At 37.9% G+C, this 15,484-nt stretch carries 5 protein-coding genes; 1 reads left to right on the plus strand and 4 read right to left on the minus strand.

Annotated features, from left to right (window positions below; all coding sequences use genetic code 11):
- Nucleotides 1-125: 125 nt before the first annotated feature.
- Nucleotides 126-2,603, plus strand: coding sequence for an NACHT domain-containing protein (locus FHG85_RS10010; protein ID WP_173075455.1), 2,478 nt, complete (start codon nt 126-128; stop codon nt 2,601-2,603).
- On the opposite strand, the gene FHG85_RS10015 is transcribed toward FHG85_RS10010, so the two are convergent.
- From FHG85_RS10015 to FHG85_RS10030, 4 genes are all read right to left on the minus strand, one after another.
- Nucleotides 2,575-3,426, minus strand: coding sequence for a hypothetical protein (locus FHG85_RS10015; protein ID WP_173075457.1), 852 nt, complete (start codon nt 3,424-3,426; stop codon nt 2,575-2,577). The two genes, FHG85_RS10010 and FHG85_RS10015, sit on opposite strands and share 29 nt — an antisense overlap.
- Nucleotides 3,407-5,077 carry an ABC transporter substrate-binding protein gene (locus FHG85_RS10020; RefSeq protein ID WP_173075459.1) on the minus strand — a complete coding sequence of 557 codons (1,671 nt, stop codon included), beginning with the start codon at nt 5,075-5,077 and terminating at the stop codon, nt 3,407-3,409. Before FHG85_RS10020 ends, FHG85_RS10015 begins: the two co-directional genes overlap by 20 nt.
- 229 nt (nt 5,078-5,306) lie before the next feature.
- Nucleotides 5,307-10,847, minus strand: a complete 5,541-nt coding sequence (locus FHG85_RS10025; protein WP_173075461.1) for a T9SS-dependent choice-of-anchor J family protein — start codon at nt 10,845-10,847, stop codon at nt 5,307-5,309.
- 29 nt (nt 10,848-10,876) lie between these two features.
- Nucleotides 10,877-15,451: a clostripain-related cysteine peptidase gene (locus FHG85_RS10030; protein WP_173075463.1), complete on the minus strand. Its 4,575-nt coding sequence runs from the start codon at nt 15,449-15,451 to the stop codon at nt 10,877-10,879.
- Nucleotides 15,452-15,484: the final 33 nt, after the last annotated feature.

Genomic DNA, 15,484 nt, shown 5'->3' on the forward strand with positions numbered 1-15,484 from the left:
ACATGAACAAATATACTTTTGAAACAAGTGTACAGGATGTGTCAAACGTGTCAATATTTTTTCAAGCTTTTTTAAATGCATTTATTGATAAATCCTTACTTTTGAGGATAGTTTGACTCAAAGAGATGGACTTTCACAAGCGGCTTATAGAGGAGGTAGAGAAACAATTCGGAAAAAAGGTTGCCTATCAGCGCGACTGTAAAACCTTATCCGAAAAAGTTTTTGATAAAACTAACGAGTACATAAGCCCAGCAACTCTCAGGCGACTATTCGGATTTCTTAGTACGAATTCTAAGCCATCACGTGTCACACTTGACATCCTTTCTCGATATTGTGAATTTAAGGATTGGCAAGATTTTATTGACAAGCAGCACATACCAAGTGCACAGCAAAACATTGATGCACATCAAATATGGCTACATCTTTTTGCCAAGTGCACTGAAATTACAGAGCATAGCCTTAGAACCATTCAAATTAAATCGGGCATACCATTTGAGACAACTGTTAGAAGGAACAATGTAGAACATTTACTTTCCCATTTTTTAGAATCGGGAAAGACTGCATTTGCCCTGATTGGACCTGGAGGGTACGGTAAGTCTACTTTGATTGCCAACTGGCATAAGTTTCATCTATCAAATAAAAACGAAACCATTGCAACATGTATTATTTCAGCATCAAAACTGGAACAATTTTCTTACTCCAACTTGAATATAGATGAATGGCTCTGGGGGCAAGTTGGAATTGACCCCCTTTCCTACCCTAAATTTTATGATGAAATAAAGAATCTACCTGGTAAAGTACTTTTCATCTTTGATGCTTTAGATGAAGTTTCGCTACATGGGATAAAACAAGAAAAACTGCTTAAGGGCATTCATGAATTAGCATCAGAGTTCTCAAAAGTGGCAAATCTGAAATTTATTATCACCTCAAGAACCTCTACTTGGAAACAACTTCAAGGATATATAACCGACCAAACAATCTGGATGAATATTGAGCCAGAAGCATTTAACTCTGATGGTGCCAATATCCCTCCTCTAAACTACGATGAGATTCAAAGTGTTTTAGACAATACCATTAATAAAAAGAACAAGTTTAGAATTCTAGTATTTGAAATGCCGCCTCAACAACGAAATACTATTGCCTACCCATTTTACCTACAACTTTTTATTAATTCATACGACCCAAACCATTCAAAACAGCTATCCGACCCCTATAGTATCATCAACTTTTTTATACAAAAAAAGATTACCGAAAGCGTCTTTTCTGATGAGATGTTTGACATACTAACAACTATAGCAAACTCTTTTGTTGAAAACGGCAAAGCGATCACTAAGAAGGAGTTAAAACGCCTCTATCCAATCCACCTAAAAACAGCAGGCAGCTACTACGACGCATATCACGAAATGGTTTCTTTTGGCATTATCTCCGAAGAAAAAAACTACAGTACCTCGCTAGGATACAATACTTTAATAAAAACCAGCGATGCAAAAATAGCCTCATCTATTATTGCACAAGAGCTAATATCAAAATACGATTTCTCGCCAGGTCTAATTGAATTCATTGCCAACAACTATTGGGAAGACAATTCTCTTGATATGCTTACAGGAATCATTTTTAATCTTGCATACAACCAGAAAAAAATATCATTCCTAAAACAACTGATAGAAAAGGCAGGACCTTCTATTTCATCTGAAATTGCTCAAACACTTTTATTTTGTGCAAAAAGAGATATTTCAACCGTTAAAGAGTTAAGCGCAGCAATTTTAAACAACCCGCATATTTCAAACGAATTATTTATCACAAATCCCGATATAAATGAGACAAAAGGCGCATTTAGAAAGATGCTTGAGTTTATTCCACAAAAAAACAAGTTACATAGAATATCGGTTATTACAAATGCTTATTTAAACATATTATCTGCGGAGACCAATAGAATTGACTGGAAAGAAATTGAAAGCATTGGTAATAATACAAACGAATTGCCACCTCAGCATATGGCGATGTTTTATAGCTGTATTCTATTTTTATCGGAAGATAAAATGGTAAGTAAATGGCAAAACAAGATTGTAGAATGCTATAGTAATATCAAAGACGCTAGTTCCAAGGCGAAATTTAGGGAAGTAATTATCCCTTTGCACCTTATAAATAAACGATTCAAACCCCTTAATGATTTATTTACTGAAAAGTTGGATGTGTCTGCACATCAAAGCGCCCTGGGCAACATACTTGAAACCTTCAATAATGTTATGAATGGGCAAGGCTTCATTTCAGCAAAATCCCATAACAGGATAATGCAAGATTATAGTCAGCTAAACCCAAACAGAAACCACATAGGCATTGCAATCGGCGAAGTAAGTAGGGCTATCTCCTATTTTCATGAGAGCAATCTAAAAGCTGCCCACCAATGCATACGAAATGCTATTGAGCTTTGTGGCATTTCAGGATTTAGACTTCCCGAAATAATTCTTATGAAACTACTTGGAAACACCATGATTCGAATGGGTGAAAAAGAACACGGAGAAAAGTTCATCAGTTATACCGAAGATCTTATTGCCCAAACGGGTATGTATGAGTTCAAGAGTTCTCTTTGCTATGATATTTAACCAGCTCTTCAATAGGATATCGTAGATATTTAGTTACAGTAAAACCGTACTCTTTCGCCACGTTGTTCAATATATCGCTAAATAAGCAACCAACTGAACCTGTAACTCTGATATCTAAATCATTCAAATTATCATAAGCCGACAGGTGATTCTTGTAGAGCGCGACAAAGGCTTCTCTCACAATGGCACTAATCATGGGGTTCTCAATGTTTTCTAACACGAAAGGGACAAAAGATGCAAGGTATGCTGAAGGTCTAGCACCTGAATAAACCCGGTTAAGAATATTTGTAAGTTCTACATCATAGGCTTTCTTTAACTTAGCCTCCAAATTGCTGTCGAGATTATGGTAAAGAAAAGCCCTAAGAAACAAACGTCCGATATAAGCTCCACTTCCCTCATCGCCCAAAATAAATCCTAACGAAGGGGTTTTGCTAATCAACTGCTTACCATCGTAATATGCAATATTTGAGCCTGTGCCAAGTATGGCAACGATGCCAGAACTTTTTCCAAACAATGCTCTTGCAGCACCTAAAGCATCGGATACGGCTTCAATTTGCGCATTTTTAAAGAACCCACCCAAGTACAGTTCAACATCATTTCCTCTTTCAAAAGTACCACAACCAGAACCATAAAAAAAGACTTTCCTAATTTCCATTGGATTTAGAGTATGAGGAAAATTTTCACTTAGGGCACTCATATAGTCCTCCTTTTGGTTGAAGTATGGACTTAACCCAATAGTTTCAAAACCAGCAACTGTTTCTCCATTATTATTTAAAACACGCCAATCGGTTTTCGTTGCACCACTATCTGCTACTATTATCATTTTTATTTCTTATTTTAACATGTTTAAGATTTAAATAATTCATTGGATTTGCACCTAATCCTTCAATATTTACTTTAGTAAAACGTACAACTTTATCGTAATAAAGAGGGATAACTACAACTTGATTTACTATTAAAGAATCTAGCGTTTTATAATACTTTAACCGCTCGTTATAATTAGCAATTGCCATTGATTTTGAATATAAAATATCGAAATTGTTATTATGGAAATGCGTATAGTTTGGGCCATTAGGGGCAAAATTTTTAGAATAAAAACAAGCCAAATAGTTTTCTGGGTCAGGATAATCGGCAATCCATGAGCCTCTAAAAACAGGAAGTTTCCCATTTGCCAACATTTCTCGATAAGCAGCTCCAGGAAGCACTTCTATTTCAACATTAATTGCAAATTCACTTAGCTGATGCTGAATGTACTCAAAGATATCAAGATAATCCTCGGTTGTTGAAACTTTGAGATTAAAGGGATTGTTACTTGAAATTCCAAGTTGAGCAAGCAACTCTTTTGCTCTGTTGGGATTATAGAATATTCCATATTCAACATTGTTAAAACCAGGCATTCCAGAAGGAACAAACCCACCATAAGCAGGATACCCAAGATTATTTCTAAGATATAGCATCATTTTAGCTTTATCGAACCCCATGGCAATTGCCCTACGCAAGCGATCATCGAGCAGCAGATGATTTTTGCCTGAGAGCAATGATGTATCTACCAAAAATCCAATATACTCGGTGTTTAGATAAGGACCAGTAATCATCTTGATCTTACCTTTGTACTTGGGATTTAAATTTCCTGCCCTAGTTAAAAGTTCATCTTTAGAAGCAGCATATACGCCTGAAATAAAATCGATTTTTCCATTAATAAACTCTAAAAACTCCGACTGTTTATCGGGGATAAATGTAATGGCAACAGCATCAATATAGGGTAGCCTGAAACCTGATGAATCTAGTTCAAAATACTTTTTGTTCTTTCGTAGAACTAATCTTTCGCCATCGCGCCAAAGTTTAAAAAAGAAAGGTCCAGTTCCAACAGGGTGGTGGCCAAAATCTTTTCCATAAAAAGTTATAGCCTCGTGGGGCACCACATAACAGTAAGGCATGCACAATAGACCAAGAAAAGGAGGAAAAGGTTTCCGCAGTTTCAAAACAAATGTACTATCGTTAGGTGCAAAACAACCGTTTTTAAAACCAGGGTAAGAAGTATCTAGAACACCCAAAACCCACATACCAGGAGAAGCTGTTTTAGGATCAAGTATTCGGTTAAACGAGTAAACAAAATCATCGGCAGTGACCTTTCTTCCTAAACCTCCTTTAAAGGCTGGTGAGTTGTGGAAGAACACATCATTTCGCAAATGAAATGTATACGTCAAACCGTCGGTAGACACCTCCCAACTTTTAGCTATGGCAGGCTCAACTGTTAACGAGTCGGAAAACTGAACAAGTCCATTGAATAGCTGGCTGACTGGCCAAATTAAAGATAAATTACGAGCATAGGCAGGGTCTAATGTAGCAATACCTTTGCTCTCGTTATACCTGAAAACATTTGCCGAACTTTCATTATTTTGGGATGTGCAGGCATATATGAACAATAAAAAAGGAGAAACTAATATGAAACACTTGGTACTAATTCGCAGCATACTAAAATAATTTCCACTCAAACCTACAAGAAATTTGCGAGATTTGGAAGGACAGAACCTTTAAAATAGCTTGAAAAATTGCGCAAACATTAACTTAAATAGAATTTCTTAGAATATGACTATTCCACCCAGCAATATATTTGTTATGCACCAATACAATATAGAGTGTAAAAAACAAAAAGAGGCTGCTTAGCAAAAAGCAACCTCTTTTATCAAACAAAACAGCACACTATCTAATTACCTCAAATCGTGAACAGAAAACTCTTCTATCCCTATTTTTCACTCTAATTAAATATAAGCCTTTGGGTAATTTTGATATGTCGATTTTCTGAGTGTAATCAACAACAATCACACGGTTACCTAGAACATTAAAAATCTCAACAAGTTCAACATTTGAAACACCTGAAACCGAAATAAAACTTGATGTTGGATTTGGGAAGACCTCAATAGAAAACATTTCCTCATCCTCAATTCCAGACACAACAACATTTATAGTAAAACTCTGATTAGTTGACTCATAACCATCAGTTACTTCAAACTCTACATCAAACCTACCAGATGTTACAGGTGTACCTGAAAGTGTAGCATGGCCATTCTCCTTTACATCGAGTTTCAACCAATCGGGCAAAGTGACTGCATTAAACTCAAGGGGATCGCCATCCTGATCGCGAGCCACTATGTCGTATGTATACTGCTCGTTAACTGTAGCAGAAAGAATTGGTGTCGACTCAATAACAGGAGGGTTATTCGCCGCTCCAACCTCGATGTCAAACTGTTGAGTTGCATCGTCTATTAAATCGCTTGCAACAAGTACAACACTATAAGTTCCTGCTTCCGAAGGTGTACCTTCTAGCAACGCAGTACCATCGCCATTATCGGTTAGGCTTAACCAACTTGGCAATGAATTTGCAGAAATGTATAACTTATCATTATCGGAATCAGTCACTGTAATACTGTAGCTATAAAGAACACCAACCTTATCTTTCAGCACAGGGCTACTTGTAAATGTAGGAGTATAGTTGGATTCTTTAACGTGTATAGTGAATTGTTGAATTGACGATACGACTCCGTCGGTAGCAGATATTACCACGTTAAAGCTACCTGAACTTGTAGGAGTACCTTTAAGCGATGCAGTATTATCACCATTATCAGTAAATTCAAGCCAGTCTGGTTTTTCGCTTACCGATAGAGAAACATTGTCGTCATTTTCATCGCTAACAACAATTTGATATTCATACTCAGCATTGACTAATCCTAGTTCGACAGGAACAGAGGTAAAAGTTGGTGCATGATTAGTATACACCTTTACTGTAAATGTCTGTTTTGTGCTAAGCACACCATCAGAAGCCTCTAGTTCCACATCATACACACCTTCATTGAATGCGAGTCCGCTTAAAACAGCGGTTCCATTACCATTGTCGATAAACGACATCCAACCAGGTTTCTTATTTGCCTTAATGGTAATAGGATCGCCGTTTGCATCTGAAACTTTAATTGAATAGTTATAGTATCCGTTCACCTGAACTTTTACTTTAGGTTCGGTTATGAACGTAGGAGCTACATTAGCCTGTTTTACTTCTATTTCAAACGACTGAGTTGTTGAACCTTTGCCATCGCTAACCTGAACCTTAACGGAAGCAGTATCAGGAGCTGTAGGAATACCATTAAGCACTGCAGTTCCATCGCCGTTATCGGTTAGAGATAACCAAGTTGGTGCCTCTACTAGTTGGAAGGTTAACGCATCGTTATCCTCATCGGAAGCAATTATCTGATACTCATAACTTTCTCCAACCGTTGCTTCAGTCAACGGAGTAGAACTGAATACAGGCAGGTGGTTGCTTTCGACAACTGAGATAACAAACTCCTGATTCACCGTTGAAACTCCATCGGAGGCTTCAAGGACAATCGTATTATCGCCTAATACAGATGGCACACCAACTAATACAGCTGTTCCATCACCATTATCGTTTAATGTGAGCCATGAAGGAATGTTGCTAGATGTAATTGATATGTTTTGACCATCTTTATCAACAACCGACACATTGTACCTATATTCTTCACCTTTGTATGCTATGGAATCAGGTGAAGAAGTAAATTTGGGTTCAGTGTAAACTACAGGCCCATAAACATAATCTACAAAAGTAGATTTATAAGGCTTGCTAGTTACTGCCAAAGCAACATAATAGGTTCCAAGGGTGACGCCGGTAAAGTTTACCCTGCTCTTAGTATAAGAATAGGTATTTACATTTACAACATCGCCAACCTGCGACCAAGGGCCTGCAGGAGTAGTTGAGTACATTACCTTCAACTGTGGGAAATCGGAGTATGCTGTAGTCTTGTGGTAAAAAACAATAGAATCGCCATCATTTAACACAACACGTGGAGTAATGAGTTTGGTGTCAACAACCTCATTTGCAGGAGAAATATATGCATGTCCAACTCCCTCATATGGTGCAAAGGTTTGCCTTACCCAGCCATCATCGTTACTCCAACCTGTTGGGGGAAAGAGAATTGAATTAAAATCTTCTATAAGATTTCTATCAGAAAGAGCGCTCCCAGTAAGTTGTATATTATATGGCGAATTAGAACCATTGTGAGATATTTGGAGCTGTGCATGTTTCTCACCTTCGGTTTGGGGCACAAACCTTAATTCTAAATCTTTAGACTGATTAGATCCTATTGAAATTGGGAAATCTATACTATCAGCCAATAAAAACTCTAAAGAATCTGCACCGATAAAAGAGAGATTTGATTTCTCAATTAATATAGTATCGGCACCTTGGTTAGAGAGCGAGATGACACTATAAAGAGTATCGCCTACAACAGCCAACCCAAAATAAAGGGATGACTTGGATACGGCAAGAATAGGGGTTGTAGGTAATTTTTCCCAGTTCACATCATCAATCCGTATTACAGGGTTAGATGCACCAGTTGGCGTTTTGAAAGCAATATAACAACTTGTGCCTGCATAAGAAGAAAAGTCAACACTATACTTTTTATACTCAGTGGTAAGATTGACCAATGCTATTTCGTCAAAAGAGTCTAAATTTTTAGGATTTGATACCACACCTACAGCCACAGCAGTTGACTCCAATGAGCTTTTTGCATAAAACACTAACCTATTTTCGCTAAAATCGGCAAGTGCAGGAGTTATAACATAAGCAAGGCTATTTGACCATTTTGAAAGCTGCATTGTTTTACTTCCGCTATAAGCGTTATTTGCATTCATCTCGACCCCTGCATACCCATACCCTGAATAATTAGCAGTCCATCCTTTGGGTACTTTATCAGCATCGGTACTTTCAAAATCCTCAAAAAATGTGGTTAAGGGAGAATACGATTCTGCGTTAAGATTGATCACACTAGGTGTTTGCGAAGCATTGCTGGCGACATTAAGGCTAGCCTCTTTAACTCCACTTTGAGAATCGGAAAATTTAACCTTAATTACTGAAGACATACCAGCAGTGAGTTCAATTGGGAAATCAGCCAGGATGGTAAATGAACTTGAATTTGTACCTACCACCTCCACATCACTCTCATTTATTTGCAACACGCCTCCACCAGTATTAGTAACTATAATTGAATCAACAGGATTTTCTGTAACTGGGAGATATCCAAAATCGATTAGAGTTCTATTCACACCCAGTGACGGATTGGTTGGTGTTTCCCTCACCATAAAATTATCAATATCTACTACAAAATCACCACCACCAGTATGTGCACCCAACCTGAATATTAAACTCTTACCATTATACGAAGAATTCAAATTAAGATAAATAGTTTTAAACTCTAGAGAGTTATAATGGTTCGACGAATTAATTTCATAAATATTAGTAAAAGAGTTACCTGCATCATCGGAAACCAAAACTTCAATTTTATCATCTGCCGTAAGTTCATATGCTTCTTGAGGATAACCAACAAAAGATGGTTTACAAATCCGATAATCAAATACGAGCTGTGTACTTGCATTTAAAGGGCCTACTGGACAGGTAGAAAAAGAGGCATCGGATATATATGACAAATCAACACTCAACGATTTAGAGTTGTCCTTTCCTTTATCCTGTACACTAAACTTATCCACAATCCAGGAGTTAGGTATCACACCGTCGTTGAAGTCAACAGAATAAGGGATAGGTTGAGTAGGGTCAGCCATTGTAGTGAAACTCCATATAGGGCAATTAGCTGCATCACCCTGGCTATTTGTGGGCACAATTTGCCAGTAATAGGTTGTGCTGTAATTCAAGGCAGATTGAACCGTATAAGAGGTTGAGTTAACAAGTTCACCATTAACAAAATTAGTAGGAGTAGATGTGCCACCTCCATCGGTTCCAATATATACTTTGTATCCGGTAGGGATTCCCCCTTGGGAGCTTGCATCCCAACTTAGAGTTGTTAGCACTTGTTGTTCTGTAGCGCCATCGGTAGGTGAAGGATTTGTTGCAGCATTAGGTGCTTCAACAACTAAATTTGGACCAGCAACTAAATCAATATAAACACTAGTATAACTAAACTCATAATCAAATGCCAAATAGTATTGCCCAGGAGTAAGAGAATTTAATGGTATTGTAAACTTTTTATACTCATTATTTAGTTCTACATCGCTATTGGCTATGTCTTGCCAGGTCTGTTTATCTGTTGAGTACTGTAGTTTAAAAGTTTTGCTACCATACCCAACTTTAGCGTAGAATGAGAGGCTTGAACCTGCATCAATATCGAGTTTAGGTGTAACAAGCCTTTTCCCAGGTGAAGATGAGATGTATGCACATTTACTACCTTCAAAAGCACCAAAACTACCTTGAGTCCAACCATTACTTTCCCACCCCATAGGAGGCCATTCATTTTCAAAATTCTCAACCAAAGAGTTGGGCCCATAAACTGTAAAATTATCAGAGTAAGAGTTGTTAGCAACATCATCATCGGCAGGAAGTTGCACCAAAAGGGTGTGATTTCCCTCTGTAGCAGTCCAATCCTTACTAATTATAGCGGTGTCACCTGGAGCTATAGAAGTTATTGTTTCTTGTCCAATGGCATTTCCATCAATTTCAAAACTTAGTGCGATATTGTTTTGTGTATCAGCACCAACATTAATCACCTTAGCAGTGAAAGTTATCACCTCGTCATTACGAGGCACCATAGAGTTACTTGTAACGCTCTCAACTTTAAGGTCATTTGCAAAAGGAGAAAATACCTTAACCTCGTCAACAAAAATATTATTACCATATGCGCTAATCCCCTTAAAGGTTAGGTAGGCAGTTGAAGACAAGTAGCTAGAAGGAATTGGGAATGAATAAAGATACCAACCGTTAGCGGCAACGGTTGGTTCTTTTGAGATATTTCTATGTATCTCTCCTAATTTATCTCCTGTTGTGTAATCGGTAGTATTACTAATATACACCTCAAGTAAATCGTCACTACTTGAGAATCCATTATCGCGATACATCCAAAATTCCAATTTCACACTGGTAGATCCATTTGGAAAAGTTAATTCAGGGCTTTGAAGCAAAGATGCCGACCCCGCAGTGGCATTATAGCAATTATAACGCACCATTCCCCCACCTTTTTTTGGGGTGGTTGAAGGGTTTCCGCCAGTAGTAGCATAATTCCATAAAACAGAGCCACTCTCAGCAGAAACTGTCCAACTAGCAGGAATTTCAGAGTCAAATCCCTCGTAAAGGATTGTCTGACCTTTTGACACATACGAAAGTGCCAATAAGGAAATCCCAACTAGAATAATCCAAAGAGACTTCTCTTTAAGGTCTGTTCTTCTCATACTTATTAGATTTAGGTTTGGTTAAAGTTTTATTGAACAAACAGTTTGTTGACATATACCTGTCTAGAACCGTAAAGTTTTATGAGATAACACCCAGGAACAAGGTTTGGAATATTAACTACAGCTTGTTTTCCGTCCATCATTCCGAAATATTTAAGTTCTCCAGACAAGGAGTAAATCTCCCATCTTGATGCAACCTCATCAACCTTAAGTGTCAAAGCTGAGTTTCGACCTACTGGATTTGGATAAAGCTGTAACTTTGAAGCATGCTCAGCATTAATAGCAGTAGGCCAAATATTAACCTCAACATAATTTGTTGGTGTTGAGTACAAGGTATCGCCATCTTGAATAGTGAATGATTTCACATAATAGTAGTACTTACCTGGCTCAACCCCAGTATCGGTATAGTCAAACACGTCATTCCCTAGTTCTGCTATGACGCTTCCGTCGCGAAATACCAGGTAACCAGAAGGTTCATTTTTCACATTTATGGAAGAATTGCCTTTCGCTTTCTTCCTGATAATACTATTTGGAACAGACAACATCTTGTTTCGACTTGTTGAGGTACCTTCTGAACCGCCCACACTTATGTCATCAAGGAATAAGCACCATGAATCGTTTGACACAACATGAATACAGATATAAATATCTTTTCCCACGTATTCAGCAAGATCAAACTTATACTTTGTCCATGTTGCTGGAACCTCAATGTAAGGCGATTGTGAAACCATGGTAAAATCTTCAGGTTCTCTGCCTGTTGTAGAAATACCTACCTGGATTCTCTCAAGACCGTAATTATCGTTTAGCGAACAAGCAAAGAATGACAACGAGTCGCCTTGTTTCACATTAATTTTTGCCGATATTAACCAATCGTCATTTGGGGGAGTTATTGCGTCAAAGCAAGCTAAAGCTTGGCTTCCTGAAGGGGTTACCCATCCCTGCAGGGCTGGTGTGGTTTTGTTTCCATCAAAAACTATAAACGAACCAGTGTAACCTGCATTATTCCACGAGTAACCATCGATCCCATAGGTTTCAGAGCCGTCACGGTCAACCTGTTTCCATGCTCCAAAAGAGGTGCTAAACGTTTCATATGATTCAAAATCGTCATTTGAAAACATGGCTTCACTTGACCAGCTCAACCTTACATTATTTTTATCGACCTCAGCTTTTAGCTCGCCTAGCTGTTCAAGTTGTGGGTTGGTAACTTTTACAACATTTACACGGACGGTATCATCGGTCCCAAATGCGTTGGTAACTTTTAAGCCAACGGTATAATATCCTGTTTTTGTAAATACTACATTTGGATTCTGCGATTGGCTAGTTGTAGAGTTTTGAAAGGTTACACCATCAGATGGAGTAATGGTCCACTCCCATTCTGTTGGACTTTGGAGCGATTGATCTTTAAGCACCACCACATTATTAACAGCTACTTCGGTAGCAGAAATCTCAAAAATAGCCTTTGGAGGCTCAGTAACAGGAGGATTCTGATATGCCTTAAGAAAATCGAGCCACTTAGTCTCTCCAAACTTAATATAATCCTTAGGTTTGGTGTAAAAAAGTGTAGCAGAACCAGAATTTAGAACCTCTTCGGGGAACCAGATTTTCATTCCGGTAGAGTTAGCATTCTCTTCATTTGAATACTCGTGCAGAATTACTGTTTTCTCATAAGCACTAAGCATCTTTTTAGCTGCATCTTTTAAATCATCGGGCAATGAAGAACTAGCAACAACTAGTTTTGCAAAGTGTCCCAAGTCTCGATGTTCAGGATTATCCAAAGGTGCAGTTGAGCCTGGAGCTGCATAGGTATTGTCTTTGATGCTTTTGATTTCCGACTTGTAGTTTGTAACATTCTGGATAAGCACATTTGCAAAATCATCAAGCTTTGGCACGAGTACCTGTACTAACGAATCGACAGAAACAACAGCCTGTGTAGAGCTAGCTTCGTAAGCAGAGCCATTGGGTCTATATGAGCTAGCATAAGTAGAACAAATGATTTTAGCAATTGAATCTGATTTTAAATATGGGTCATCAGTGAGAGCCTGAAATGAGTTTGCATAATCCCAACCGTCGCCAGGTTCTGTTTTTTCTGACGCAATTACATATTTTGCCAAATCTTTAAATTGATACGCAGTCTCAATTTGCCCTAATAGGCAAACATCAAAACCTATAACGTCGATTTTATGTCCAATATCTTGAACAAACCCTTCAAGGGCATCGCTCATTTGCCAAAGTTTCATGGTTCCAACAAAACCTTTATCGATACTAGGCAAGGCACTTCCACTCTTAAAGATACCGTCGCCATGATCCCACATGGTTAATCCAAAATGTTTTGCTGGATAGTTATCCTTAACCCAATTCAAAAACTTGGTTAACGTTGAGGCATATGACATGTTAAAATCAACACCAAAATCGGTTGGAATTTTATCCGAAACTAGGGTACGATTGAACCCTTTAGAATCTTTCTTAATATACCAAACCCCGTCGTTCTCATCATTCTGAGCGTCCCAAAGCACAACGTAGTTTACAAGCCCTTCAACTGAACCAGCCACTTCTAACTCATTTATATCCTTAACCCCATCCAAACCAGTATTGTCCTCCAACATGTAAATCATCCAAGTCCATTGAGCCATTCCTGCAATTGCATTTACTGTAAACTTGAATGGATTTTCATTGGGGTCGTTAGTAGCTATAGTAACAACACACGATTGAGGGCCGTCGGCAACTGGTGAGAATTTTATCTGAAGTTCTGTGCTTTGACCTTGCGAGATTGATTGAGCTGGAGTATCTACTACTTCAAACAAATCATTGCTTAAAGAGATATTGTCAATATTAAGTTCAGATCGGCCAACATTCTTAATTAACAAATTTATTGTTCTTGATGTGTTGACCTCAACATTAGAGGGGAATTTTAAGGATCCGTTATTTTTAATTTCGGCATTAGAATAAACAACCTTTATATCTGCAGGAGAATTATCAACCGTTACAGTTACAGAGTTAGAAAACACAGACTCACCACTAGGAGAGTAATAAGCTTTTAAAGCATAGGTATATTCACCATCTGCCAATGCTGTGTCCTTATAGGTTACAATAGATGGAGAGCCAATAGAATCTACAAGAATTGAATTTCGATAAAGCAAGTATCCTTGTAATTTGGGGCTTTCATCCGCTTTAATCCCTGTTACAGCATCCTTAACAATGTACCGCTCAAAGTTTTTAGTTGATGTTGGGTATTTAAATGCGTTAGACCTATTATTATTTTTAGAGTTTTCATCATGTCCGATATAAATCTTTGTATACAGTTCATAGCCAACATCATTTGATACAAAATTCTCCCATTGTTTGGTATCTGAATTCCAGACAACTGTATGAATGTTCTCTGGTGAATTAGCCATAGCTAAAGCAGTTGGGGTTCCATCGGTAGAAGGAGTAGATATAACCAGTAAAAACGGTTCGTTTATTGTAATAGGGCTAGGTAGTTCATGCTCGGCCGCAACCATGTGAAACGCTGGTAACAAAGGCGATTCGTATATCAAGGAGTTATCAGAGCATTTAATAATCTTAAATTTAAAATCGTCGTTTGTCCAAGGAGATGAGGAACTATTAAAAAAGACAGTACCTAACTTATAAATTGTTATAGGGAAGCTAAAGTCAAGATTTGCATCATCATACTTTGTAGCTATATCTGTTAAAGTAAGCACCAAATTTTTACATGCTGAAACATTATCGACATAACCATACCAGTTTGGAATATTAGGTTTTTCCCAAGTTAGTTCAACCTGATTACCATCGGCTTGTGCCGTTAGGTTTTTTGGTGCGCTAAAGTTTTTAACTTTTATATATCTTTCTTTAACCAAACTATCTTTCCCATAACTGTTAGCTGCAATCAAGGTTACGGTAAAGCTACCAGGTTGAGTAAACTTCACCCTGGGATTTTGCGAAGTAGCTGATGTGTTATTGACAAATTCAAAGGATTCTGGTACAATTTTCCACTCCCACTCTGTTGGTAACAACGACGAATTATCTGAAAATTGGACAACCTCCCCAGTGAAAACGGAGGTTTTGTCGACGAAAAAATCGACTTCAGGGGGAGTTGAGATTGATTTGACTTCAAACAAATAATCCTCTGCCTCACCATATTCAAAACTTCCACATGCATTACTATATGAATCATGTGCACTACCAGAATCATATAAGACAATGCGTAAACGGACCTTATTCCCCTCATAGTCTGCAGTGGGAACAAGTGTAGCCTGGCCTATTCCTTCTTTACTCTCTTCGCCTGTAAATGTGACATTTAGCTTTTCTTCAGCAGAAAAGATGCTATCTGCATTCCAATCTACATAAATTTCAAGAACATCAGTAGATGCGTAACTTGCAGTTTTAATGGTCAGAGGGTACTCCTCTCCAATATACAATACAGCTGGTAATGATAATGTGTAATCGTGGTACAAGTCTGAACCAGAACTGTTATCAACTTTACCAAATTGCACCTCCTTGATATATTCCCAATCCGATTTTTGTGCAGTTACACTGCAATACTGCGAATAAGCATTAAAACCTAAAAAAAACGCCAGAATAAGGAAAAAAAAACTTTTACCCTTCATAATAATCATTTTACAAAATCAATTTTAAGAAAC

Source organism: Tenuifilum thalassicum (assembly GCF_013265555.1).
Lineage (GTDB): Bacteria > Bacteroidota > Bacteroidia > Bacteroidales > Tenuifilaceae > Tenuifilum > Tenuifilum thalassicum.